Raw genomic sequence first — 24,313 nt, forward strand, 5'->3', positions numbered from 1 at the left:
TAGACGGGGGCTACAGATGCACGACCGGACAGGTCAGGGTGCGGGTGATGCCGTCCACTTGCTGGACCTTGGCGACCACCATGCGACCGAGTTCGTCGACGGTCTCGGACTGGGCGCGCACGATGACGTCGTACGGACCCGTGACGTCCTCGGCCTGGATCACTCCAGGGATCTTGCTGATGGTCTCGGCTACGGTCGACGCTTTGCCGACCTCCGTCTGGATCAGGATGTACGCCTGTACCACGGAACCTCCAGGGCGGCCACGAGGATCATGTGGGGAAAAGGAACGCCACGGTATCGCGTCGCCGCTCCCCGCGGGGAGACCTGCGGGAACCGGGCTTGCGCGCCAGGGTGCGGGCACGACGGAAGTTGACGGTCGTCCGGGACCGGATCGGCGGCCGTTCCCGACCGCGTCGGGGTCATCTCGACGGTATCGGGGACACTGATGAGGCGCGAGTCAGCACGGTCAGGCAGAGGCAGAGAAGGGGAGTCAGGGACATGAAGGGCACGGTTGGTGAGCTCGGGGAATTCGGGCTCATCAGGGAGCTCACCTCCCGTCTCACCACCACCCCGGCGGTCCGCATCGGCCCGGGCGACGACGCCGCCGTGGTGGCCGCGCCCGACCGGCGGGTGGTGGCCAGCACCGACGTCCTGCTGGAGGGGAGGCACTTCCGCCGCGACTGGTCCACGGCCTACGACGTGGGGCGCAAGGCGGCCGCGCAGAACCTCGCGGACATCGCCGCGATGGGCGCCGTGCCGACCGCCCTGCTGCTCGGCCTGGTCGTGCCGGCCGAACTGCCGGTCAGCTGGCCCACCGAGCTGATGGACGGGCTGCGCGACGAGTGCCAGGTCGCGGGCGCCGCCGTGGTCGGCGGGGACGTCGTACGGGGCGACACCATCACGGTGTCGATCACCGCGCTCGGTGACCTGCGCAACCAGGAGCCGGTGACCCGGGCCGGCGCCCAGCCCGGCGACCTGGTGGCCGTCACGGGCTGGCTGGGCTGGTCCGCGGCCGGTTACGCGGTGCTGTCGCGCGGTTTCCGTTCGCCGCGCGCCTTCGTGGAGGCCCACCGGCGCCCCGAGCCGCCGTACCACGCGGGCCCGGCCGCCGCCTCGCTCGGCGCGACCGCGATGTGCGACGTGAGCGACGGGCTGATCGCCGACCTCGGTCACATCGCCGAGGCCAGCAAGGTCCGCATCGACATCCGCTCCGGCGCGATCGACGTGCCCACGCAGATGAACGACATCGGGCAGGCCGTCGGCGTGGACCCGTTGCAGTGGGTGCTGACCGGGGGAGAGGACCACGCGATCGTGGCGACCTTCCCGCCGGACACCAAGCTCCCGGCCCGCTGGAAGGTCATCGGCGAGGTCCTGAACCCCTCCGCGCTGCCGCAGGTCACGGTCGACGGGGCGCCCTGGACCAGCAGAGGCGGCTGGGACCACTTCGGGGACATAGAGTCGTGAACGTCCCGCCCAGGGTGCTCACGGTGGCCGGCTCCGACTCCGGCGGCGGCGCCGGCATCCAGGCCGACCTGAAGACGATGCTCGCGCTCGGCGTCCACGGGATGAGCGTGCTCACCGCGGTGACCGCGCAGAACTCTCTCGGTGTGCAGGGCGTCTGGGAACTTCCGGCCGAGGCGGTGCGGGCCCAGTACCGCGGCGTCGTGGACGACATCGGCGTACAGGCCGTGAAGACCGGCATGCTGGGCTCGGCCGAACTGGTCGAGACCGTCGCCGAGTTGATCTCCGGTACGGACGCGCCGGCGGTGGTCGACCCGGTGGGCGTCTCCAAGCACGGCGACGCGCTGCTCGCCGCCTCCGCCCTGGACGCCGTACGCACGCGGCTGCTCCCGGCCGCGACCGTGGCGACCCCGAACCTGGACGAGGTGCGCCAACTCACCGGGGTCCGGGTCGAGTCGGAGGACGATCTACGACGGGCCGCGGACGCGGTGCTGGCGTACGGGCCCCGCTGGGTGCTGGTCAAGGGCGGGCATCTGGCCGGTGACGCCGTGGATCTGCTCACCGACGGCTCGGCCGAGCAGGAGCACTGGCTGCGCGCGCCCCGCCATGACAACCGGCACACCCACGGCACCGGCTGCACCCTGGCCTCCGCGATCGCCTCGGGGCTGGCGAAGGGCCTCGCGGTCCCGGCGGCGGTGGCGGAGGCCAAGGAGTACGTCACCGGGGCGATCGCGGCGGGTTTCCCCCTGGGCGCGGGCATCGGACCGGTGGACCACGGGTGGCGCTCCAGGGCGTGAGCCGGATCTGCCGGGCGAGCGCGCCTGGCGCCCGCCGGGTCTACGCCGTGGACGCGCGCAGGCGCTGGTCGAGGAAGAGGGCCGCGCGGTCCAGCGCCTCGTCCGCCTCGTCCAGGGTGCCGGCGAACGACTGGAAGACATGCGGCACGTCGGCCGTGACGTCCGGGATCACCTCCACCCCGGCCGCCCTCGCGCGCTCGGCGAGGCGCGTGGAGTCGTCCAGCAGGATCTCGCTGGTGCCCACCTGGAGCAGCGTCGGCGGCAGGCCGGTCAGGCCGGCACAGACGGCCGGGCCGAGCAGCGGCCCGCGCGGATCGGCGCCGGCGAGGTACATCGTCCCGGTCTGAGGGGAGGGGGTGCCGCCAGGTGCCGTCAGGGGAGCGCCCGCGCCCGTTTCCGGGTACGGCAAAAAGCCGGCCCACCCTGAGGTGGACCGGCTCAGTGCAGCGAACCAGGCAGTGGCCGCGCGCTCAGCTGTAGCGTCAGCGCGAGACCTTGCCGGCCTTGATGCACGAGGTGCAAGCGTTCACGCGCTTCGGCGTCCCGCCCACCACGGTACGCACACGCTGGATGTTCGGGTTCCAGCGACGGGGCGTACGGCGGTGCGAGTGCGAGATGTTGTTGCCGAAGCCCGGCCCCTTGCCGCAGACGTCGCAGTTGGCAGCCACCGGTCACTCCAAAGACTTCAGATGCACTTACGGATAATCCCGGCGTGCCGGGATCGAGATCGTACGACCTGAGATCTGAGTGGCGTTGCCAGGGGGAAAGCCCGATCAGATCGGGCAACCGGAGCAGCATAGCAAGCCTGCGTCGGTAGAGCGAAACTACCATGGCCGCGAGGGCCCCCGCCCCCGGCCCACTTCCGGCAGGCACCGTCCCGGGGTCTACGCTGCGACCACGTCAAGCCAGCTCAGGGAGGCGCAGGTGGCGCAGGTGCCGGGGACATTTCTCGATGGTCTCGGGGTGCGCACCTGGTGCGGTCTGGCCCTGCGCGCCCTGGGGCGGGCGCGCGAGGAGATCGACGCGATCAACGTCTATCCGGTGGCCGACGGCGACACCGGGACCAATCTCTATCTGACCCTGGAGTCCGCCGCGACGGCCGTGGAGGCCGTGTTCGCGGGATACGAGACGGAGCCCGCCGAGCCGTCCCTCCAGGACGCGGTGCGCGCGATGGCCCACGGTGCGCTCATCGGCGCCCGCGGCAACTCCGGCACGATCCTCGCCCAGCTGCTGCGCGGCATGGCCCAGGTGCTCGCGGGGGACGGCGCCGAGCCGCGCTGCGACGGGCCCGCGCTGCGGCTCGCGCTGCGCCGGGCCGCCGACTCCGCCCGGCAGGCCGTGGCCCACCCCGTCGAGGGCACGGTGCTGACGGTCGCCTCGGCCGCCGCCGACGCCGCCGAGCGCGCGGACGGCGACTGCGGGACGGTCGCCCGAGCCGCCTACGAGGGCGCCCGCACCGCCCTGGCGGCGACCCCGGCCCAGCTGTCCGTCCTGGCGCGGGCCGGAGTGGTCGACGCGGGGGGCAGCGGGCTGGTGGCGGTGCTGGGCGCGCTGGTGGAGGCGTGCACGGGGGAGGGGCCCGCAGAGGTCGTGCGCGAGATCGCGGCCCAGGCCCCGCACACCCTGCCCGACGCCCGAGCCTGCCTCGAAGCGGCCGAGGACGGCGGTCCGGCCTTCGAGGTGATCTACCTCCTGGAGGCCGACGACTCCGCCGTGGCCCGGCTCCGCACCCGCCTCGACCCTCTCGGCGACTCCCTGGTCGTCGTCGGCGGCGACGGGCTGTGGAACGTCCATGTGCACGTGGACGACGCGGGCGCCGCCGTGGAGGCGGGGGTGGAGGCCGGGCGGCCGTACCGGATCCGGATCACGCACTTCGGGGCGGGGGACGTGCACACCGGTGGCCCGCGCCCTCCACGCGAGCGGGCTCAGCGGGCCGTCGTGGCCGTCGTACCGGGACAGGGCCTGGCCGGGCTGTACGCCGAGGCCGGCGCGACCACCGTGCTCGCGCGCCCCGGGGAGCCGCCCGCGAGCGGGGAGCTGCTGGCGGCGGTACGGCGGGCCCACGCGCGCGAGGTCGTGCTGCTGCCCAACGACGCCGAGCTGCGCGCCACCGCGGCCGCGGCGGCCGAGCAGGCCCGTACCGAGGGGGTCCGGGTGGCGCTGATCCCGACCCGCTCGGCGGTGCAGGGCATCGCGGCGCTCGCGGTGCACGAGCCCGGCCGCCGGTTCGACGAGGACGTCGTCCAGATGACCTCCGCCGCGGGCGCCACCCGCTACGGCGAGGTCGTCGTCGCCGAACGCCAGTCCTGGACGACGGCCGGCATCTGCCAGGCCGGGGACGTCCTCGGCCTGATCGACGGCGACGTGGCGGTGATCGGCACGGACGTCACCGCCACCGCCGAGACGGTCCTGGACCGCATGCTCCAGGCCGGCGGCGAACTCGTCACCCTCGTCGTCGGCGACGAGGCCCCCGAAACCGTCGCCGGCCGTCTGGAGACCCGGGTACGGGAGTCCTACCTGGCCGTGGACACGGCGGTGTACCGGGGCGGCGGCCAGGGGGCGCTGCTGCTCATCGGGGTGGAGTGAGGCGCGGAGGGAGCGCGCGGGCCGGGGCGGCGTGAGCGCAGCGGTGCCGGGTCACTCCTCCGCGGCGAGCAGCCGGGCGGCCTCCGCGCGGCGCGCGCGGACCGTCTCGTCGTCGTCGCCTGCGCCCGCGTAGGCCGCGAGGACGGCGCGGGCGCAGGCCGCCGCTTCCTCGGGGCGCCCCAGAGCGGCGGCCAGCCGGGCCGCCGTGAGTTCGGCGCCGGTGCGGTCGTGCAGCCCGTCCACGCCGAGTGAGCCGAACAGCGCGATGGCCCGCCTGAGGTGGGCCGGCGCGTCGCCGGGATTCTCGCCCTGGGTGAGGAGATCACCGAACTGGCGGTGGGTGTGGGCCAGTTCGGCCGTCAGGCCGCCCCGGGCCGCGGGGTCCGCCGCGGCCTCCCGCGCGCGCTCGCACGCGTCCACGGCCTCGGTCATCACCCCGGCGGCCACCGCGGCGTCCTCGCTCAGCGCCAGCCACGCGCGGGCCCGCAGGGAGCGGACGAGGAGGTGCGGTCTGCCGAGGGAGCGCCACAGCTCGCCCGCGCGGGCGTACGCCTGGTCGGCCTCCGTCACCAGGCCCGCGCTGCCGAGGGAGTCGGCGGCGAGGTGGGCGAGCGTGGCGTGGTCCCGCTGGTCGGGCCAGTGCCGGGCGATGTCGGCGGCCAGCAGCCGCTGTTCCGCCGCCGCCCGGTGCTCACCCAGCTCCTCCAGGCAGTCCCCCAGCCACCAGCGGGCCTGCACCACGGCCCCGTCGCCGTGCGTCTCGGCGCGCAGGTCGGTCAGCGCCGACTCCAGCACCTCGGCCGCCTCCGCGCACCTCCCCTGCCGCAGCAGGTAACCGCCCAGCTGCTGCCGCGCCCAGGCCCCGAGCGTGCCGGACTCCCCGGCCTCGTCTGCCCAGTGCGTGGCCTCCAGCGCATGCGCCCCGGCCTCCGCGACGTCGTCGCGCGAGGCCGCCGACTCGGCTATCCGCAGGTGCAGCTGGGCGCGACCGGCCGGTTCCACGTACGGCCCGCCGTGCTCCAGCGCCGCCCGCAGCGCCCGCTCGGCCCCGTCCCGGTCACCGGCCTCCTCGGCCAGCGCCGCGAGCCGTACCTCGTACTCCACCGCGCACCACGGCAGTTCGGCGCGCACGTACTCCTCGGCGGCCCGCCGGAGCAGCTCCGTCGCCCGCCCGCCGTCCCCGGCCGTCCCGGCCAACTCGGCCAGCATGCCCCAGGCCTCGCCGGCCCGCGCCGCCAACCGCACGTCCCGTGTGCCGTGCCCCTCGACCAGGGCCAGCACCTCGCGCACGGCGGCGCCCGCGTCCTCGGGAGAACCCCCGGCGCGCGCCCGGTGCATCAGTATCCGCGCCCTGCTCATCAGCACGGCCGCGGTCTGCCGTATCCCGGTCGCCTCGGCGGCGCGCAGCGCGCGGACCTCGTCGTACAGGCCGGTCACGGCGGTCAGGGCCGCGTCCGCCTCGCCCCGCAGGGCCCGGAAATAGGCGCCCCGGGACCGTGCGGCCAGGGCCTCGCCGGGATCGCCCGCCGCCGCGTACAGCTCGGCCGCCCGCTCGAACAGCTCGGCGCCCTCGGGGCCCCGGGCCATCGCCTCGTGGTCGGCGATCTCCGCACGGTCCCGCGGCGCCAGCTCGGTGTCGCCCGCGGCGCGCGCCACCGCGGCCCAGGCCTCCAGCGCGTTTGGGCGCAGGGTGTCCGCCAGCCGGTGCGCCTCGGCGAGCAGCGCGGACAGGTCGGGCGCGGCTGCGGTGGCCGGCGCCGGGGGAGCGGGCGGCGGGACCGGGCGGGGGGCGCGCACGCCCAGCGAAAGGCGTTCCACCAGCGGCCGCCCGGCCATCCGTGCCCGTGCCCGCTCGCCGACGTACGACGTGCCGTTGCGCGCGTCGAAGCGCTCCGCCAGGGCCAGCGCCTCCCTGCGGGCGTGGGCCGCGAGGTCCCGGGCCGTCCAGGCACGCCCGGCCGGGCCCGGCACCCGCTCGTGACCGAGGCCCAGTTCGGTCAGGCGTTCGGTCAGCAGGGTCACCACGGCCAGGAAGTCCAGCCGGCTGCGCGGATGCCCGGTGTCCGTGAAGTAGGCGGGCCGCTCGGCCAACAGTTCGAGACCGCGCGCCTCGTTGCCGGTCAGCGCGCAGAACTCCACGTGCTCGGCGTACGCGCCCCGCATGCTTTCCATGGGCCGCACCAGCCGCAGCCCCCGCAGATGGTGCGCGCGGGCCTCCTCCGTCCGGCCGAGCCGCAGCAGCGGGGCCAGCGAGGCGGCGAGCACCGAGTGCGGCTCGTGCGCGCAGGTGAACTCGCCCTCCAGCACCGGCCGCCACAGCTCCAGCGCCTCGGCGTCCCGGCCGGTCTCCACCTGCCACAGGCCCTGCCCGTACAGCTCGCAGGCATGGCAGTCGGCCATCTCGTCCCGGTCCGCGGCCAGCCACGCCGCGTACGCCCGCTCCGCCCGCGCCAGGTCCCCGACGTGCGCGGCCACACTGAACTCGGCGCTGCGCACGGCCCGTTCGGAGTGTCCGGCGAGCCGGTAGCGGTGCTCCATCTCGCCCAGCCACTTCTCGATCGAGGCGAGCGGGATGTGCGGCTGGTCCAGCATGCCCGCCGACATCCACTTGAAGAACCAGTGCAGCGAGTGCGTCTCGTACGCGTCGAAGTCCTCGGGCCGCTCGTCCCACAGGCGCAGCAGCCGCGCGAAGGGGACGAACATCTTGTCTTTCTCGGAGCTGTAGTTGTAGACGTTCAGCTGGTGCCCGAGCGCCTCGATGACGGCCAGCGGGACATCCAATGCCTCGGCCGCCGTGAGCAGTTGCTCCGCGCGGGCGTTGCGGGCCGGACCCTCCGGCTGCTCGGCGTTCTCCGCCATCGCCCGGCGCAGCTCCGCCAAGTCCCTGACCTCAGCCATCCGTTCCCCCCTGCGTCGCCCACTCCAGCAGATCGATGAACGCCCGGTTGAGCAGCGCGGAGTCCGCGGGCCGCAGCGGCCGCTGCGCCATCAGCAGCGCCTGCCCGTACAGCGACTCGACCGCGGTGCCGATCAGCTCCGGGTCGTCCAGCGAACCGATCCTGCGGATCAGCGGGTTGAGATGGTTGAGCACCAGCCGGGCCCGGGGCGCGCTGCCCCGCAGGGAGCCCAGGATGCCGGCCCACAGGTCGTCGGCCTGCTCCTCGGCGGCCGCACGGGCCTGCTCGTGCCGAGCCGACCGGTCGTCCAGATGCAGCGCGGGCACCGACAGCGGATGGAAGGCGCGCAGCGCGACGTCGCAGCCCAGCGGGTCCAGCTTCGCCCGCGCGGCCGCCAGGAACCCGGTGAGCGCCAGCTCCACGCCCGGGTCGACCCCGTCCAGATGCGCGGTCACGGTGTCCGCGTCCAGCTCGGCGACCACCGTCCCCGGCCGCACCGACGGCAGCGCCTCGATCAGCTCGCTGTCGTACGTGTAACCGCCGTTGACCACGCCCACGCCCTGCGCCGAGGCGATCGGCGCGACCTGCCGGAACTCCTCGACGCTGCGCGTGAAGTGCACCACCGGGTGCCGGCGCGCGAACTCCTCCAGCGACAGCCGTCCGTCGGTCGTCTCGAACGGCAGCCACGGCAGCATCGTGCGCAGCATCCCGTGGTCGTGCCGCGCCAGCGACTTCACGCCCAGATGGTGCACCGCGAGGAACGCGGCCAGCCGCTCCGGATCACCGGCCGCGAGCCCGGTCAGCCAGGCCCGGATGCGCTCGCCGAGCGCGTCCCGCACGGCGGCCAGCGTCTCGTCCTCGTACAGCGACTCGCGCGAGGCCGTGGGCCGCAGGCTGTCGGTGTCCAGCACACAGCGCACGAAGAACGCCCAGTCGGGCAGCAGCTGTTCGGCCCGCTCGGTCAGCAGCATGCCCTTCAGGTGCACCCGGTGCGTCGCCCGCTGCGCCGGGCTCACCGCCGACGGCAGCACATAGGCCACCCCGCGGACCCCGGCCAGCGGCACGTCCAGGTCGATCGAGTCCAGCGGCGTGAACCCGAACCGCTCGTGGCAGTGCCGGGCGAGCGCCACCCGGCGTGCGCCGGGGCTCGGGTACGGCCGGTCCCACGGCGCGGGCAGCTCGCCTATCGGCTCCTCGTCCACCCGGACGTCGTACGGCAGTAGCGCGCCGAAGTCCCGGGCCAGCGCCCGGACCCGCTCGGGCGCGAGCCACTCGGCCGCCCCGGGCCGCGCCGTCAGCTGCACCGTCGTACCGGGCTCGGGCCGCGCCCCGTCGGGGAGCGTCCGCACGGTGTACGAGCCGTCGTCGCGCGCCGTCCACTCCACCGGCGGCGCGTCCGGGGTGCGGGCGCTGCGGCTGACCACCCGGATCCGCTCGGCGACCACGAAAGCGGCGAGCAGACCGATGCCGAACTGGCCGAGGAAGCCGGAGCGGGCCTCCTGGAGACCCTCGGCGCGCTTGGAGCTGCGCCCGATGGTGGCCAGCAGTTCGTGCACGTCCGACTCGGTGAGCCCGATGCCGCTGTCCTCCACGCGCAGGCCGCCGTCCGCCGTGCGCAGCCGGACCAGCGCCGGCGCGCCGGGTTCCTCGGCCCGCCGGGCGGTGACGGCGTCCACGGCGTTCTGCAGCAGCTCGCGCAGGTAGACCTTCGGACTGGAGTAGAGGTGATGGGAGAGCAGGTCGACCAGGCCGCGCAGGTCGACCTGGAACGTGTGAGGCGGAAGAGGCGAATGGGGCGTCTGGGATGACTGTGAGGTCTGGGAGTCCATCGTCACTGCGCCGGAGGGGACGCGTTTCGGCGCGGGGTCGGGCGGTCCCGCTGCCGGGGCGGTGACCGCGAGGGATGGCCGGAGCGCGCCATCCTAGGGCCGATCCGGGAGCCTGACCAGGGGTTTCCCGGACCTGTACGGCATCTCGGGACGAATCCGCAGGGCAGCGCTCTTCGGCAATGTCAGTGCCGTGGTGTGCAATGGATCTCGTGCCCGCACTGGAAGAACCACTGAAACAGCCCCTGAAGTCAGTGCTCGGCCCCGCCACCGCGAAGGTGATGGCCGAGCACCTCGGCCTGCACACCGTCGGCGACCTCCTGCACCACTACCCGCGCAGATACGAGGAGCGCGGCCAGCTCACCCACCTCGCCGACCTCCCCATGGACGAGCACGTCACCGTGGTCGCCCAGGTCGCCGACGCCCGCCTGCACACCTTCGCCTCCTCCCGGGCGCCCCGTGGCAAGGGCCAGCGCCTGGAGGTCACGATCACCGACGGCAGCGGCCGCCTCCAGCTGGTCTTCTTCGGCAACGGCGTGCACAAGCCCCACAAGGACCTGCTGCCGGGCACCCGCGCGATGTTCGCCGGCAAGGTCTCCGTCTTCAACCGCCGCCTCCAGCTCGCCCACCCCGCCTACGAGTTGCTGCGCGGCGACGGCGAGGAGACCGTCGAGGCCTGGGCGGGCGCCCTGATCCCGATCTACCCGGCGACCGCCAAACTGGAGTCCTGGAAGATCGGCAAGGCGGTGCAGACGGTCCTGCCCGCCGCCCGGGACGCCGTCGACCCGCTGCCGCCCGCCCTGCGCGAGGGCCGGGGCCTGCTCCCGCTCCCCGAGGCCCTGCTCAGGATCCACCGCCCGCACACCAAGGCGGACATCGCCGACGCCCGCGCCCGCCTCAAGTGGGACGAGGCCTTCGTCCTCCAGGTCGCCCTCGCCCGCCGCCGGCACGCCGACGCCCAGCTCCCGGCCGTCCCCCGCCGCCCCCAGGCCGACGGCCTCCTCACCGCCTTCGACGACCGCCTGCCCTTCACCCTCACCGAGGGCCAGCAGAAGGTCTCCCGCGAGATCTTCTCCGACCTGGCCACCGAGCACCCCATGCACCGGCTGCTCCAGGGCGAGGTGGGCAGCGGCAAGACGCTGGTCGCCCTGCGCGCCATGCTCGCCGTGGTCGACGCGGGCGGGCAGGCCGCGATGCTCGCGCCCACCGAGGTGCTGGCCCAGCAGCACCACCGGTCGGTCACGGAGATGATGGGCGACCTGGCCGAGGGGGGCATGCTGGGCGGCACCGAGCACGCCACCAAGGTGGTGCTGCTCACCGGCTCCATGGGCACCGCGGCCCGCCGCAAGGCCCTGCTCGACCTGGCCACCGGCGAGGCCGGGATCGTCATCGGCACCCACGCCCTGATCGAGGACAAGGTCCAGTTCCACGACCTCGGCCTGGTCGTCGTGGACGAACAGCACCGCTTCGGGGTCGAACAGCGCGACGCCCTGCGCGGCAAGGGCAGACAGCCCCCGCACCTCCTCGTCATGACGGCCACCCCGATCCCGCGCACCGTCGCCATGACCGTCTTCGGCGACCTGGAGACCTCCGTCCTCGACCAGCTCCCGGCGGGCCGCTCCCCGATCGCCAGCCATGTCGTCCCGGCCGCCGACAAACCCCACTTCCTGGCCCGCGCCTGGGAGCGGGTGCGCGAGGAGGTGGCGAACGGTCACCAGGCGTACGTCGTGTGCCCCCGCATCGGTGACGACATCGACGAAGCGGCCGGGAAGAAGGCGGGCGGGAAGTCCCCCGAGGACGAGGCCGAGAAGCGCCCCCCGCTGGCCGTTCTCGACGTGGCCGACCAGCTGGCCAAGGGTCCCCTCCAGGGCCTGCGGGTCGAGGTGCTGCACGGCCGGATGCACCCCGACGACAAGGACGCGGTGATGCGCCGCTTCGCCGCCGGCGAGACCGACGTCCTGGTCGCCACCACGGTCATCGAGGTGGGCGTGAACGTCCCGAACGCCACCGCGATGGTCATCATGGACGCCGACCGCTTCGGCGTCTCCCAGCTCCACCAGCTGCGCGGGCGCGTCGGCCGCGGCTCGGCACCCGGCCTGTGCCTCCTGGTCACCGAGATGCCCGAGGCCAGCGCCGCCCGCCAGCGGCTGACCGCGGTCGCCTCCACCCTCGACGGCTTCGAACTCTCCCGCATCGACCTCGAACAGCGCCGCGAGGGCGACGTTCTCGGCCAGGCCCAGTCCGGCGCCCGCTCCAGCCTTCGCGTCCTCGCGGTCATCGAGGACGAGGAGGTCATCGCGCAGGCACGGCAGGAGGCGACCGCGGTGGTCGCGGCGGACCCGGACATGGAGCATCTGCCGGGCCTCAGGACAGCGTTGGACGCGCTGCTGGACGAGGAGAGGGAGCGGTACCTGGACAAGGGGTGAGGCGCGCCGCGGGAGGCGCGGGGCAGTATGTGACATGCGGCTGCCGCCGCGCGGGCGCGAGCGACCCCGAGGCGGCGGCCTGACAGACTGGAGCCGCAACCGCCCCCGAACAAGGAACGAAGATGACCCGCGTGATCGCCGGCAAGGCAGGCGGACGGCGCCTCTCCGTACCGCCCGGCACAGGAACCCGGCCGACCTCGGACCGCGCACGCGAAGGTCTCTTCTCCACCTGGCAGTCCCTCCTCGGCGGCCCCCTGGACGGCGAACGCGTCCTCGACCTCTACGCCGGCTCCGGCGCCGTCGGCCTCGAAGCCCTCTCCCGCGGCGCGGGTCACACCCTCCTCGTCGAAGCCGACCCCCGCGCCGCGAGGACGGTCCGCGAGAACGTGCGGAACCTGGGCCTCCCCGGCGCCGAGGTGAGATCGGGCAAAGCCGAACAAGTCATCAGGACAGCGCCCCCCGCCGCCCCGTACGACCTGGTCTTCCTCGATCCCCCCTACGCGGTCACGGACGACGATCTTCGGGAGATTCTCCTCACACTCCGCTCGGAGGGGTGGCTCACGCAGGACGCGCTGGTCACCGTGGAGCGCAGCACCAGAGGCGGCGAATTCCGGTGGCCGGACGGCTTCGAGACGATCCGGTCCCGTCGCTACGGCGAGGGAACGTTTTGGTACGGTCGCGCCGCCTCTACGTGCGAAGACGCACGATGACCGGACCGGAGAGCGAGGGATCACAAGTGCGCCGCGCCGTCTGTCCCGGGTCTTTCGACCCCATCACCAACGGACATCTCGACATCATCGCCCGAGCCTCCCGGCTGTACGACGAGGTCTACGTCGCGGTGATGATCAACCAGTCCAAGAAGGGCCTGTTCGATGTCGAGGAGCGGATCGAGCTGATCCGCGAGGTCACCTCCGAGTACGCCAACGTGCGGGTGGAGTCCCACCACGGCCTCCTCGTGGACTTCTGCAAGCAGCGCGACATCCCGGCCATCGTCAAGGGCCTGCGCGCCGTCAGCGACTTCGACTACGAGCTGCAGATGGCCCAGATGAACAACGGCCTCACCGGCGTCGAGACGCTGTTCGTGCCGACCAACCCCACCTACAGCTTCCTGTCCTCCTCGCTCGTCAAGGAGGTCGCGGCGTGGGGCGGCGACGTCTCCCACCTGGTGCCGCCGCAGGTCCTCGCCGCCCTCAAGAGGCGGCTGCGCAAGGACTGATGGGACTTGGGACTACAGTCGTCCCGTCCGTCTCCGATCCGGCTGTAGGAAGTGGCGAGCACAGGTGGACGTGCAGAAGAAGCTCGACGAGATCGTCTCCGCGGTCGCCGGCGCACGGGCCATGCCCATGTCGGCGTCCTGCGTGATCAATCGCGCCGAGCTGCTCGCGATGCTGGAAGAGGTGCGCCAGGCGCTGCCCGGCTCCCTCGCGCAGGCGCAGGAGCTGATCGGCGACCGGGAGCAGATGGTCGAGCAGGCCCGCCAGGAGGCCGAGCGGATCATCGAGACCGCGCACGCCGAGCGCGGCTCGCTGGTCTCCGGCACCGAGATCGCCCGCCGCTCCCAGGCCGAGGCCGACCGGATCCTCGCCGAGGCCCGCCAGGAGGCCGAGGAGGTCCGCGCCGAGGCCGACGACTACGTCGACTCCAAGCTGGCCAACTTCGAGGTCGTCCTCACCAAGACCCTCGGCTCGGTCGGCCGCGGCCGCGAGAAGCTCCTCGGCACCGGCTCCGGCCTGGACGAGAACGGCTACGAGGACGAGGACGCCCCCGAGCGGAGCCTGGACCCCGAGACCCTGCGGCACAACGCCGACGCGTACGTGGACACCAAGCTGGGCGCCTTCGAGGCGGTGCTCGCCAAGACCCTGGAGGCGGTCGGCCGCGGCCGGCAGAAACTGCACGGCCGGATCGCCACCGACGACCTCGGCGCCCTCGCCGACGACACCACGACCTTCCAGCACTCCAGCGACGCCGACTACCTCGCCGACCTGGCCGCCCTCGCGGACGCCCCGGCCGAGCCCCAGCGCCGGCAGGCGGACCCGCCGTCGTACGAGCCCCGGCCCGAGCAGCCCCCGTACGACCCGCAGCCCGAGCAGCCGTCGTACGACCCCGGCCCCGAGCAGCCCGCGTACGAGCCGCAGCCCGCCTACGGCGCCTACGACCAGCAGCAGGCCGCCTACCCGGGCTTCCCGCAGCAGACCGCCTACGGCCAGCAGGACCCGTACGGGTACCAGCAGGCCGATCCCTACGGTTACCAGGGCGGCTACCCCCAACAGCCCGCCTACGACCCCCAGCGGCAACAGCTGCCCCAGGCGTCGCAGCAGCCCTCGTCGCAGCAGGACTACGCTCTGGACGAGACCAGCCTCTTCGACACCAGCATGATCAGCGCGGAGCAGCTGCGGGCCTACGAGCAGGGCCGCGGTTCCCGCTGACCGACCCGGATTGGGCCCTGAGCGCAAGGTCCAGTATCCTGGCTCTTCGGTCGCGCGTGCCCTGACGCTTTGAGTACGGAGCCGTCCGCGATCGCCGCTGCCCGGAAACACCGTCGGGCGGCGTCCCTTCGAGTTTGTAGATCGAAAGCAGGAATGGCTTCCAACGCCCGCCTCGACCACCGCAACCCCCTCGTGTTCGACACTCACGAGCTGGGTCGGCGTCCTGGTGCGCTGCAGCGCCTGACCCGCGAGATCGACGCCCCCAGGGATCTCGGCATCCAGGGAGTGGTCGAGGTGCCGGAAGGCGCCCCGATGGAACTCGGACTCCGGCTTGAGTCGGTCATGGAAGGTGCGCTTGTCACAGGCACCGCCCGTGCAACGGCCAAGGGGGAGTGCGTAAGGTGTCTGGAGCCGGTCGAGCTGGAGCTCGAAGCGGACTTCCAGGAGCTGTTCTCGTACCCTGACGCCGACGACCGGGGCCGCGTGATCGCGGAACCGGGCGACGACGCCGAGGACGACGAGGACAGGCTCTTCATCGAGGACGGTCTGATCGACCTCGAACCTGTGCTGCGTGATGCGGTGGTGCTCGCACTGCCGATGCAGCCGGTGTGCCAGGAAGACTGCCCGGGCCTGTGCTCCGAGTGCGGAGCCCGGCTCGCGGACGACCCGGACCACCACCATGACGCCGTCGACATCCGTTGGGCGGCTTTGCAGGGACTCGCCGGCACCATGTCGGACGGCGAGAAGGACGAGATGAGCGGCGCCGAAGCGGGCGTCGACGAGAAGCAGGAGAAGTAGCCGTGGCTGTTCCGAAGCGGAAGATGTCGCGCAGCAACACGCGCCACCGCCGGTCGCAGTGGAAGGCTGCGGTCCCCACCCTGGTTGCGTGCGAGCGCTGCCACGAGCCCAAGCAGCAGCACATCGCGTGCCCGTCTTGCGGCACCTACAACAAGCGCCAGGTCCTCGAAGTCTGAGCGGTTGGTGAGAGGCCCGATGACAGACGCGAAAGCCGCTAGTCCCCGCCAGCGCGGGGGTAGTCCGCAGGCCTCGTCCCACACAGTTCTGGAAGGGCGGCTCGGCTACCAGGTCGAGTCCGCCCTTCTGGTGCGTGCGCTCACCCACCGTTCCTACGCGTACGAGAACGGCGGTCTGCCGACGAACGAGCGGCTGGAGTTCCTCGGGGACTCCGTGCTCGGCCTCGTCGTCACGGACACGCTGTACCGCACCCACCCCGACCTGCCCGAGGGCCAGCTGGCCAAGTTGCGGGCCGCGGTGGTCAACTCGCGTGCGCTGGCGGAGGTGGGGCGCGGCCTCGACCTGGGCGCCTTCATCCGGCTCGGCCGGGGTGAAGAGGGCACGGGTGGCCGGGACAAGGCGTCCATCCTCGCCGACACCCTTGAAGCGGTGATCGGCGCGGTCTATCTCGACCAGGGCCTCGACGCGGCGTCCGAGCTGGTGCACCGGCTCTTCGACCCGCTGATCGAGAAGTCCTCCAACCTGGGCGCCGGCCTGGACTGGAAGACGTCGCTCCAGGAGCTGACCGCGATCGAGGGGCTCGGCGTGCCCGAGTACCTGGTCACGGAGACCGGCCCCGACCACGAGAAGACCTTCACTGCTGCCGCCCGCGTCGGAGGCGTCTCGTACGGCACCGGCACCGGCCGCAGCAAGAAGGAGGCGGAGCAGCAGGCCGCCGAGTCCGCCTGGTGTGCCATCAAGGCCGCCGCGGACGAGCGCGCCACGGTGGCGGCGGAGGCCAAGCAGGCCGTCGCGCAAGCCGCCAAGGACGACGACACGTCGTCCGCCACCGCCTGACAGCAGTTTCACCGAGCGCCCGCCCCACCGTTACGGACGGGGCGGGCGCTCGTTTCATCCAGTGCCTTTTCACGGGGGTCCCGATGCCCGAGTTGCCCGAGGTCGAGGTCGTCCGGCGGGGGTTGGCGCGGTGGGTGGCCCATCGCACCGTCGCCGAGACCGAGGTGCTGCACCCGCGCGCCGTACGCCGGCATGTGGCCGGGGGCGAGGACTTCGCGCAGCGGCTCAAGGGGCATCACATCGGCGACCCCAGCCGGCGTGGCAAGTACCTGTGGCTGCCGCTGGAGGAGACCAACCAGTCGGTGCTCGCCCACCTCGGGATGAGCGGGCAGCTGCTGGTGCAGCCGCATGAGGCGGCGGACGAGAAGCACCTGCGCATCCGGATCCGGTTCGCCGACTCGCTCGGCACCGAGCTGCGGTTCGTGGACCAACGCACCTTCGGCGGACTGTCGTTGCACGACAACACGCCCGACGGCCTGCCGGACGTCATCGCGCACATCGCCCGCGACCCCCTCGACGAGCTGTTCGACGACGACGCCTTCCACCAGGCGCTGCGCCGTAAGCGCACGACCGTCAAACGGGCCCTGCTGGACCAGTCGTTGATCAGCGGTGTCGGCAACATCTACGCGGACGAGGCCCTTTGGCGCGCCCGCGTCCACTACGAGCGCCCGACCGCGAACTTCACCCGCCCGGTCACGGCCGAACTCCTCGGCCACGTCAGGGATGTGATGAACGCGGCCCTCGCCGTCGGCGGCACCAGCTTCGACAGCCTCTACGTCAACGTCAACGGAGAGTCGGGCTACTTCGACCGTTCGCTGGACGCCTACGGCCGCGAGGGCGAACCCTGCCGCCGCTGCGGTACCCCCATCCGGCGCCGCCCGTGGATGAACCGTTCCAGCTACTTCTGCCCGAAGTGTCAGCGGGCGCCGCGCGTCCCGTCGTAACGCTCGCGGGCGGCCAGCACGTCGTCCATGGCGCCCTCCACGCACTGGATGAGTGCGAGGAGGCGTCCGGCGACGTCGCGGCCGAGCGGGGTCAGCTCGTAGTCGACGCGGGGCGGGTTGGTCGGCTGGGCCTCGCGGTGCACCAGGCCGTCCCGCTCCAGCGCGTGCAGGGTCTGGGAGAGCATCTTCTCGCTCACCCCGTCGACGCGGCGGCGCAACTCGTTGAAGCGCAGCGAGCCCTCGTGCAGCGCGCCGAGGGTCAGCGCGCCCCAGCGGCCCGTGACGTGCTCAAGGGTGCCGCGGGAGGGACAGGCCTTGGCGAAGACGTTGTACGCGAGCTCGTCGGGCTCCTGGGGACAGGCGGTCATGGAGCAAGGGTACGCCCATGCAGCGCTAACAAGGAGGTTGCGCTAACTTCTGGTTAGTGCTTTCCTTTGTTCATCGCTATTGAGCTGCCCTTTCGAGGAGAGTCATGACCGCCCCCGTTCTTTCCATCGCCTACCACTCCGGCTACGGTCACACCGCCGTCCTTGCCGAGGCCGTCCGCGCCGGTGCCGCCGAGGCGGGTGCCGAGGTGCACCTGATCAAGGTCGACGAGATCACCGAGGAGCAGTGGCGGATACTGGACCGCTCCGACGCGATCGTCTTCGGCTCGCCCACCTACATGGGCACCGCCTCCGGCGCCTTCCACGTCTTCGGTGAGGCGACCTCCTCGCGCTGGGCCGGCCAGGACTGGCAGGACAAGCTGGCCGCCGGGTTCACCAACTCGGGCTCCAAGAGCGGCGACAAGCTGCACACGCTCCAGTTCTTCCAGACGCTCGCCGCTCAGCACGGCATGCACTGGGTCAACCTCGGCCTGCTCCCGGGCTGGAACAGCAGCACCGCCTCGGAGAACGACCTCAACCGGCTCGGCTTCTTCGCCGGCGCCGCCGCCCAGACCGACACCGACCAGGGTCCGGAGGGTGTGCACAAGGCGGACATCGCCACGGCCGAGCACCTCGGGCGCCGGGTGACCCAGGCCGCGCGGACGTTCGCGCGGGGGCGTGCCGCCGCGTGACGCCGCCGGGTGGAGGGGTTCGGCTCAGGCGCCGAACTCCTCGGTCCACCACGGCCCGCCCGCGCCGAAGTGGACGCCGACGCCGAGGCTGTTGAAACCGCAGTTCAGGATGTTGGCGCGGTGCTCGGGGCTGTCCATCCAGGCCTTCACCACGGCCGCCGGGTCGGCCGGGCCGCGGGCGATGTTCTCCGCGCCGAGCCCGGTGACGCCGGCCGACGCCGCCCGGTCCCACGGCGACCTGCCGTCCGGGTCGGTGTCCGAGAAGAACCCCCGCGCCGCCATGTCGTCGCTGAACGACCCGGCCAGGTTCGTCAGCGCGGAGTTCGCCGACAGCGCGCTGCAGCCCGCCTTGGCCCGCTCGTCGTTGACCAGCTTCAGCACCTGGGCCTCGGCGGCGGCCTGCGCGGAGACCGTCACGGGCGGAGCGGTCGGCGCGGGCGCCTTGGTCGCCGTGGGACTCGTACGAGGGGCCGGGCCGGGCTTCGCCCTGGTGGGCGAGGGCTTGGGCGCCGGGACCGCCGGGGCGCTCTCGGCGGTGGTGGGCTTCGCGGAGGAGGCCGACGCGGTCGGCCGCCCCGAGGCGACCGACGACGTGGCGGCCGAGGGGGACTTCACGGAGGTCGGCGAGGAGGACGCCGTCGGGGCGGCGGGGGAGGAGGGCCGTACGGTGCCCTGTCCCGGCGCCGTGCCGCCGATGTCGCCGGCACTGCCGGACCTGCCGCCCTGGGTGCCGGCCGTGTCGCTGGGGGAGCCCGCCACCCGGACCCGGTCGTCGCCGGTCGCGTGGGTGTTGTCGCCGAGCCGGTAGCCCTGGAAGCCCGGGACCACGCCCGCGGCCACCGCGGCGGTGCCCAGGGCGACGGCCACGGACAGCCCGAGCAGGGTCATGCTCACCGCCCGCCCGGCCTGCTTCTGCCGCGGACCGCGGGAGGGGTTCTCGCCGGGGTCCCCGGAAGCGGCGGAACCGCCGGCCGCACCCGGGCCCGCGTCCGCGCCCGCCGCGTCGGTCGTGAACGGCTCCCCCGGCTCCCCCGGCTCGGCCGCGAAGAGGTACGCGTCCGCCTTGGCCTTCGCCGCCGCGTACGCCTCCGGGTTCAGATAGGGCGCGGTGCCCATCGGTATCGGCGCCGTGGACGCGGACGGCGAATCGTCGCTCCCGGCGGCGGAGGCGCGCGGGTCGTCGCCGTCCGCGGCGCGGCCGGCGTCCGAGCGTCGGTGGCGTCCCATTCCCTTGCCCTCTTCCTCGTACTTCCTTGGTGCTTCTGGCCGACCCGACCCACTCGATCGAGTGGTTTTGTCTGGAAGGCACCCGCGTGCGGACGGTACCTCATGCCCTTCGGAGGCGATGTGTCCCGAACGACACCGGCCGGTTAGGTTGCACCCATGAGCGAGGATGTTCGACTGGTCGCCTGGGTGCGTGGACACGTACAGGGCGTGGGATTTCGCTGGTTCACCCGTGCCAAGGCGCTGGAGATCGGCGGCCTGAGTGGTTTTGCTCTCAATTTGGCGGACGGCCGGGTCCAGGTCGTCGCCGAGGGCGCGCGCGAGGGCTGCGAGGGGCTGCTGGACTGGCTCACAGGCGACGACACGCCCGGCCGCGTGGACGGCGTCACCGAGATCTGGGACACACCTCGCGGCGGCTACGACGGCTTCGCGGTCCGCTGAGCCGGAGCCGCCGCACCCCGGGTCCCGACGCCGCGCGTCACGGGGGTCCGGAGCGGAAATCGCCTGGTGGTTGCCAAGAAGGGTGTGGCATGGCAGGCTCCGCGGTACAGCTGATCGCTGCGCCCCCAGGGCCTGGACGACTCGCTGCGTCGCCGCGTTTCCCGGCCGCGCGCCCCGGTCCGCCCACCAATACGGGGTGTGATCGTGTTGACCGTCAAACTTTTTGGTGAGACGCTGAAAGCCCCGCGCACCCTAGCTGTTTGGCATGGAGCAACAGCAGAGCAACACTCGGATGTGCCAAGCACCGCGGGTGCGAATCCCTCACGACCCACACCGCATCGGTCGGTCACTCAGTGTGGAGGACCATCCATCATGGCAAAGGCGCTTCTCGGTTACGTCGGCGGCTCCGACCCTCGACTCCTCGCCGAGATGCGACGGCTGCAGCAGCGCGTCCAGGACCTGGAGTCCGAGCTGGTCAGGATCCAGGCGGAGAACGACGCGCTGACGGCTGCCGCGTCTCAGGACAGGATCATGGAGAGCATCGACGCACACCAGGCGGAGCCTGCGCTCACCTGATCGCTGCATCGCTCCACGACAGCAGCAGTGGTCGGGCAGCCCGTATCAACCGCTACAGCAGTTCGGACGACCGGCATCCGAGGCCGTCCACCAGAATGGCAAGGGACGCTTCGGCGTCCCTTCTTTCTTCCCCCGCGCATCCTTTCATCTTCTTCAACATCTGGTGTGCCCTGCATGTCGTCCGGTGAAACCGCGCGGCTGCGACGGTTCATGGAGTGAGACAGCGGCGGCCGGTAGAGTCCAGCGGCGTGCACCTCAAGGCCCTGACCCTGCGCGGCTTCAAGTCGTTCGCCTCGGCGACGACGCTGCGGTTCGAACCCGGGATCACGTGCGTCGTCGGGCCGAACGGCTCGGGCAAGTCCAATGTGGTGGACGCGCTGAGCTGGGTCATGGGCGAGCAGGGCGCCAAGTCGCTGCGCGGCGGCAAGATGGAGGACGTCATCTTCGCCGGCACCACCGGGCGTCCCCCGCTGGGCCGCGCCGAGGTGTCCCTGACCATCGACAACTCCGACGGCGCGCTGCCCATCGAGTACGCCGAGGTCACCATCACGCGGATCATGTTCCGCAACGGCGGCAGCGAGTACCAGATCAACGGCGACACCTGCCGCCTCCTCGACATCCAGGAACTGCTCTCCGACTCCGGCATCGGCCGCGAGATGCACGTCATCGTCGGCCAGGGCCAGCTCGACTCGGTGCTGCACGCCGACCCCATGGGCCGCCGCGCCTTCATCGAGGAGGCGGCCGGCGTCCTCAAGCACCGCAGGCGCAAGGAGAAGGCGCTGCGCAAACTGGACGCGATGCAGGCCAACCTCGCCCGCGTCCAGGACCTCACCGACGAACTGCGCCGCCAGCTCAAACCGCTGGGCCGCCAGGCCGCGGTCGCGCGCCGGGCCGCCGTCATCCAGGCCGACCTGCGCGACGCCCGTCTCAGGCTGCTCGCCGACGACCTCGTACGGCTGCGCCGGGCGCTCAGCGCCGAGATCGCCGACGAGGCCGCCCTCAAGGAGCGCAAGGAGACCGCCGAGCAGGAGCTGAGGAAGGCCCTGCACCGTGAGTCCCTCCTGGAGGACGAGGTACGGCAGCTCACCCCCCGCCTCCAGCGCGCCCAGCAGACCTGGTACGAGCTGTCCCAGCTGGCCGAGCGGGTGCGCGGCACCGTCTCGCTGGCCGACGCCCGGGTCAAGAGCGCAACCTCCGCGCCGCCCGAGGAACGCCGGGGGCGCGACCCCGAGGACCTGGAGCGCGAGGCCGCCCGCGTCCGCGAGCAGGAGGCCGAACTGGAGGCCGCCCTGGAAGCGGCCCGGCACGCCCTGGACGACACGGTCGCCCACCGCGCGGAACTGGAGCGGGCACTGGCCGTCGAGGAACGCCGGCTCAAGGACGTGGCCCGCGCCATCGCCGACCGCCGCGAGGGTCTGGCCCGGCTGAACGGCCAGGTGGGCGCGGCCCGTTCGCGCGCCGCCGCCGCCCAGGCCGAGATCGACCGGCTGGCCGCGGCCCGCGACGAGGCCCAGGATCGCGCGGTGCGCGCCCAGGAGGAGTACGAGGCCCTCAAGGCCGAGGTCGACGGACTCGACGCCGCCGACGCCGACCTGGCCGAACGCCACGAGGCCGCGAAACGGCGGCTGGCCGACGCCGAGGCCGCCCTGAGCACGGCCCGCGAGGCCGCCACCGCCGCCGAGCGCCACCGCGCCGCCACCCAGGCCCGCCGCGAAGCGCTGGCCCTGGGCCTGCGCCGCAAGGACGGCACCGGCATACTGCTCGACTCCAAGGCCCACCTCACCGGCCTGCTGGGTCCGGCGGCCGAACTCCTGACCATCACCCCGGGCTACGAGATCCCCCTGGCCGCCGCCTTCGGAGCCGCCGCCGACGCCGTCGCCGTGGCGAACCCCGCCTCGGCCGCGGAGGCCATCCGCCTCCTGCGCAAGCAGGACGGGGGCAGGGCGGCCCTGATCCTCACCGGGGCACCGGAGGCGAACCGTGCGACCGGTCCCGAAGCCCCCGCACCCGCCGGACACCATCTCCTCGCCGAGACCCTGGTGCGCGCCCCGGCCGACCTGATGCCCGCCATCCGCAGGCTCCTGCACGGCATCGTCGTGGTGGACACCCTGGAAGCCGCCGAGGACCTGGTGCACGCCCACCCCGGCCTCACCGCCGTCACCGCGGAAGGCGACCTCCTGGGCGCCCACTTCGCCCACGGCGGCTCGGCCGGCGCCCCCAGCCTGCTGGAGGTACAGGCCTCCGTGGACGAGGCCGCCGCGGAACTGGAGGAGCTTTCGGTCCGCTGTACGGAGCTGGCCGAGCGGCAGCACGCCGCGGCCGAACGCCGTACCGAGGCCGCCGCTCTCGTGGAGGAGATCGGGGAGCGGCGCCGGGCCTCCGACCGGGAGAAGTCCTCCGTCGCCCAGCAACTCGGGCGCCTCGCCGGCCAGGCGCGCGGCGCGGCCGGTGAGGCCGAGCGGTCCGCCGCCGCCGCGGCGCGGGCGCAGGACGCGCTGGACAAGGCCGCACAGGAGGCCGAGGAACTCGCGGAGCGGCTCGCGGTCGCCGAGGAGATGCCGGTGGAGGAGGAGCCGGACACCTCGGTGCGCGACCGGCTCTCCGCCGACGGCGCCAACGCGCGCCAGACCGAGATGGAGGCCCGCCTCCAGGTCCGTACCCACGAGGAGCGGGTCAAGGGACTCGCGGGACGGGCCGACTCCCTGGACCGGGCCGCCCGCGCGGAGCGCGAGGCACGGGCGCGCGCCGAGCAGCGCCGGGCCCGGCTGCGGCACGAGGCGGCCGTCGCACGGGCCGTGGCCGACGGCGCCCGCCAGCTGCTCGCGCACGTCGAGGTCTCCCTCGCCCGCGCCGACCGGGAGCGCACCGCCGCCGAGGCCGCCAAGGCGCGGCGCGAGCAGGAGCTGACCGCCGCCCGCACCACGGGACGTGAACTGAAGTCGGAACTCGACAAGTTGACGGATTCGGTGCACCGCGGCGAGGTACTCGGCGCGGAGAAGCGGCTGCGGATCGAGCAGCTGGAGACCAGGGCGCTGGAGGAGCTGGGTGTCGAACCGGCGGGGCTGGAGACGGAGTACGGGCCGCACCAGCCCGTGCCGCCCTCGCCCCCCGCCGACGGCGAGACGCTGCCGGAGGACCCGGATCATCCCCGTAACCAGCCGCGCCCCTTCGTGCGGGCCGAGCAGGAGAAGCGGCTCAAGGCGGCCGAGCGGGCGTACCAGCAGCTCGGCAAGGTCAACCCGCTGGCCCTGGAGGAGTTCGCGGCGCTGGAGGAGCGGCACAAGTTCCTCAGCGAGCAGCTGGAGGACCTGAAGAAGACCCGCGCCGATCTGCTCCAGGTGGTGAAGGAGGTCGACGAACGGGTCGAACAGGTCTTCACCGAGGCCTACCGGGACACCGCGCGCGAGTTCGAGGGCGTCTTCGGCCGGCTGTTCCCGGGCGGCGAGGGCCGTCTCGTGCTCACCGACCCGGACAACATGCTCACCACGGGCGTCGATGTCGAGGCGCGGCCGCCGGGCAAGAAGGTCAAGCGGCTGTCCCTGCTCTCGGGCGGCGAACGGTCGCTGACGGCCGTCGCGCTGCTGGTGTCGATCTTCAAGGCCCGGCCGAGTCCCTTCTATGTCATGGACGAGGTCGAGGCGGCCCTGGACGACACCAACCTCCAGCGGCTGATCCGGATCATGCAGGAGCTCCAGGAGTCCTCGCAGCTGATCGTGATCACGCACCAGAAGCGCACGATGGAGGTCGCCGACGCGTTGTACGGCGTCTCGATGCAGGGCGACGGTGTGTCGAAGGTCATCTCGCAGCGCCTGCGGTGACCTCTTTCAAGATCCACTGAGT

At 72.9% G+C, this 24,313-nt stretch carries 22 protein-coding genes; 15 read left to right on the forward strand and 7 right to left on the reverse strand.

Features of this window, described 5'->3' with window-relative positions; all coding sequences use genetic code 11:
- Nucleotides 1-10: 10 nt before the first annotated feature.
- Complete coding sequence (locus tag ACWDD7_RS28525; protein ID WP_037654619.1) at nucleotides 11-244, reverse strand: Lrp/AsnC family transcriptional regulator; 234 nt, start codon at nucleotides 242-244, stop codon at nucleotides 11-13.
- Nucleotides 245-498: 254 nt separating this feature from the next.
- Between ACWDD7_RS28525 and ACWDD7_RS28530 the strand changes: the two genes are divergently transcribed.
- Nucleotides 499-1,464 (forward strand): thiamine-phosphate kinase, encoded by a 966-nt coding sequence (locus ACWDD7_RS28530; RefSeq protein WP_351877908.1) that lies wholly within the window; start codon nucleotides 499-501, stop codon nucleotides 1,462-1,464.
- Nucleotides 1,461-2,258 (forward strand): bifunctional hydroxymethylpyrimidine kinase/phosphomethylpyrimidine kinase, encoded by a 798-nt coding sequence (gene thiD, locus ACWDD7_RS28535; protein ID WP_351877910.1) that lies wholly within the window; start codon nucleotides 1,461-1,463, stop codon nucleotides 2,256-2,258. The genes ACWDD7_RS28530 and thiD overlap by 4 nt, the downstream gene beginning before the upstream one ends.
- 40 nt (nucleotides 2,259-2,298) lie before the next feature.
- Here the strand turns inward: thiD and ACWDD7_RS28540 are convergent, their stop codons facing one another.
- A complete protein-coding gene (locus tag ACWDD7_RS28540; protein ID WP_450459513.1) occupies nucleotides 2,299-2,592 on the reverse strand; it encodes an alpha/beta hydrolase in 294 nt (97 codons plus the stop codon).
- A 148-nt stretch (nucleotides 2,593-2,740) separates the two neighbouring features.
- Nucleotides 2,741-2,926 (reverse strand): 50S ribosomal protein L28, encoded by a 186-nt coding sequence (rpmB, locus tag ACWDD7_RS28545; protein ID WP_004924906.1) that lies wholly within the window; start codon nucleotides 2,924-2,926, stop codon nucleotides 2,741-2,743.
- Nucleotides 2,927-3,182: 256 nt separating this feature from the next.
- Here rpmB and ACWDD7_RS28550 point away from each other — a divergent pair, with 256 nt between their 5' ends.
- On the forward strand, nucleotides 3,183-4,844 hold the full coding sequence (locus tag ACWDD7_RS28550; protein WP_351877912.1) for a DAK2 domain-containing protein: 1,662 nt from the start codon (nucleotides 3,183-3,185) through the stop codon (nucleotides 4,842-4,844).
- A gap of 51 nt (nucleotides 4,845-4,895) precedes the next feature.
- Here ACWDD7_RS28550 and ACWDD7_RS28555 read toward each other — a convergent pair whose 3' ends face one another.
- Nucleotides 4,896-7,742: a tetratricopeptide repeat protein gene (locus ACWDD7_RS28555; protein WP_450459514.1), complete on the reverse strand. Its 2,847-nt coding sequence runs from the start codon at nucleotides 7,740-7,742 to the stop codon at nucleotides 4,896-4,898.
- Complete coding sequence (locus ACWDD7_RS28560; RefSeq protein WP_450459548.1) at nucleotides 7,735-9,570, reverse strand: HSP90 family protein; 1,836 nt, start codon at nucleotides 9,568-9,570, stop codon at nucleotides 7,735-7,737. Before ACWDD7_RS28560 ends, ACWDD7_RS28555 begins: the two co-directional genes overlap by 8 nt.
- 200 nt (nucleotides 9,571-9,770) lie before the next feature.
- Between ACWDD7_RS28560 and recG the strand changes: the two genes are divergently transcribed.
- From recG to mutM, 8 genes are all read left to right on the forward strand, one after another.
- Complete coding sequence (gene recG / locus ACWDD7_RS28565) at nucleotides 9,771-11,993, forward strand: ATP-dependent DNA helicase RecG (RefSeq protein WP_450459515.1); 2,223 nt, start codon at nucleotides 9,771-9,773, stop codon at nucleotides 11,991-11,993.
- Nucleotides 11,994-12,115: 122 nt separating this feature from the next.
- Nucleotides 12,116-12,703 carry a 16S rRNA (guanine(966)-N(2))-methyltransferase RsmD gene (gene rsmD, locus ACWDD7_RS28570; RefSeq protein ID WP_392214525.1) on the forward strand — a complete coding sequence of 196 codons (588 nt, stop codon included), beginning with the start codon at nucleotides 12,116-12,118 and terminating at the stop codon, nucleotides 12,701-12,703.
- A 26-nt stretch (nucleotides 12,704-12,729) separates the two neighbouring features.
- Nucleotides 12,730-13,209 carry a pantetheine-phosphate adenylyltransferase gene (gene coaD / locus ACWDD7_RS28575; RefSeq protein WP_351877140.1) on the forward strand — a complete coding sequence of 160 codons (480 nt, stop codon included), beginning with the start codon at nucleotides 12,730-12,732 and terminating at the stop codon, nucleotides 13,207-13,209.
- Between the two features lie 64 nt (nucleotides 13,210-13,273).
- The gene (locus ACWDD7_RS28580) at nucleotides 13,274-14,419 is read left to right on the forward strand and encodes a cell division initiation protein (RefSeq protein WP_450459516.1); all 1,146 of its coding nucleotides are present in this window, start codon (nucleotides 13,274-13,276) and stop codon (nucleotides 14,417-14,419) included.
- A 153-nt stretch (nucleotides 14,420-14,572) separates the two neighbouring features.
- Nucleotides 14,573-15,217 carry a YceD family protein gene (locus ACWDD7_RS28585; RefSeq protein ID WP_450459517.1) on the forward strand — a complete coding sequence of 215 codons (645 nt, stop codon included), beginning with the start codon at nucleotides 14,573-14,575 and terminating at the stop codon, nucleotides 15,215-15,217.
- A gap of 2 nt (nucleotides 15,218-15,219) precedes the next feature.
- Nucleotides 15,220-15,393 carry a 50S ribosomal protein L32 gene (gene rpmF / locus ACWDD7_RS28590; RefSeq protein ID WP_003951102.1) on the forward strand — a complete coding sequence of 58 codons (174 nt, stop codon included), beginning with the start codon at nucleotides 15,220-15,222 and terminating at the stop codon, nucleotides 15,391-15,393.
- A gap of 19 nt (nucleotides 15,394-15,412) precedes the next feature.
- Complete coding sequence (gene rnc, locus ACWDD7_RS28595; protein WP_450459518.1) at nucleotides 15,413-16,231, forward strand: ribonuclease III; 819 nt, start codon at nucleotides 15,413-15,415, stop codon at nucleotides 16,229-16,231.
- Nucleotides 16,232-16,314: 83 nt separating this feature from the next.
- Nucleotides 16,315-17,175: a bifunctional DNA-formamidopyrimidine glycosylase/DNA-(apurinic or apyrimidinic site) lyase gene (mutM, locus tag ACWDD7_RS28600; RefSeq protein WP_450459519.1), complete on the forward strand. Its 861-nt coding sequence runs from the start codon at nucleotides 16,315-16,317 to the stop codon at nucleotides 17,173-17,175.
- Here the strand turns inward: mutM and ACWDD7_RS28605 are convergent.
- On the reverse strand, nucleotides 17,148-17,543 hold the full coding sequence (locus tag ACWDD7_RS28605) for a winged helix-turn-helix transcriptional regulator (RefSeq protein ID WP_450459520.1): 396 nt from the start codon (nucleotides 17,541-17,543) through the stop codon (nucleotides 17,148-17,150). The two genes, mutM and ACWDD7_RS28605, sit on opposite strands and share 28 nt — an antisense overlap.
- A gap of 104 nt (nucleotides 17,544-17,647) precedes the next feature.
- Between ACWDD7_RS28605 and ACWDD7_RS28610 the strand changes: the two genes are divergently transcribed.
- Complete coding sequence (locus ACWDD7_RS28610) at nucleotides 17,648-18,232, forward strand: flavodoxin family protein (protein ID WP_450459521.1); 585 nt, start codon at nucleotides 17,648-17,650, stop codon at nucleotides 18,230-18,232.
- Between the two features lie 24 nt (nucleotides 18,233-18,256).
- Here ACWDD7_RS28610 and ACWDD7_RS28615 read toward each other — a convergent pair whose 3' ends face one another.
- Entirely contained in the window at nucleotides 18,257-19,459 is a 1,203-nt protein-coding gene (locus ACWDD7_RS28615) for a CAP domain-containing protein (protein WP_450459522.1), read from the reverse strand.
- 156 nt (nucleotides 19,460-19,615) lie between these two features.
- Between ACWDD7_RS28615 and ACWDD7_RS28620 the strand changes: the two genes are divergently transcribed.
- The 3 genes from ACWDD7_RS28620 (at nucleotide 19,616) to smc (ending at nucleotide 24,291) form a co-directional block, all read left to right on the forward strand.
- Nucleotides 19,616-19,897: an acylphosphatase gene (locus tag ACWDD7_RS28620; protein ID WP_351877136.1), complete on the forward strand. Its 282-nt coding sequence runs from the start codon at nucleotides 19,616-19,618 to the stop codon at nucleotides 19,895-19,897.
- A gap of 372 nt (nucleotides 19,898-20,269) precedes the next feature.
- Entirely contained in the window at nucleotides 20,270-20,473 is a 204-nt protein-coding gene (locus tag ACWDD7_RS28625) for a hypothetical protein (protein ID WP_023546484.1), read from the forward strand.
- Nucleotides 20,474-20,721: 248 nt separating this feature from the next.
- Nucleotides 20,722-24,291, forward strand: coding sequence for a chromosome segregation protein SMC (smc, locus tag ACWDD7_RS28630; RefSeq protein ID WP_450459523.1), 3,570 nt, complete (start codon nucleotides 20,722-20,724; stop codon nucleotides 24,289-24,291).
- Nucleotides 24,292-24,313 lie beyond the last annotated feature (22 nt).

Source organism: Streptomyces sp. NPDC001056, from assembly GCF_053598955.1.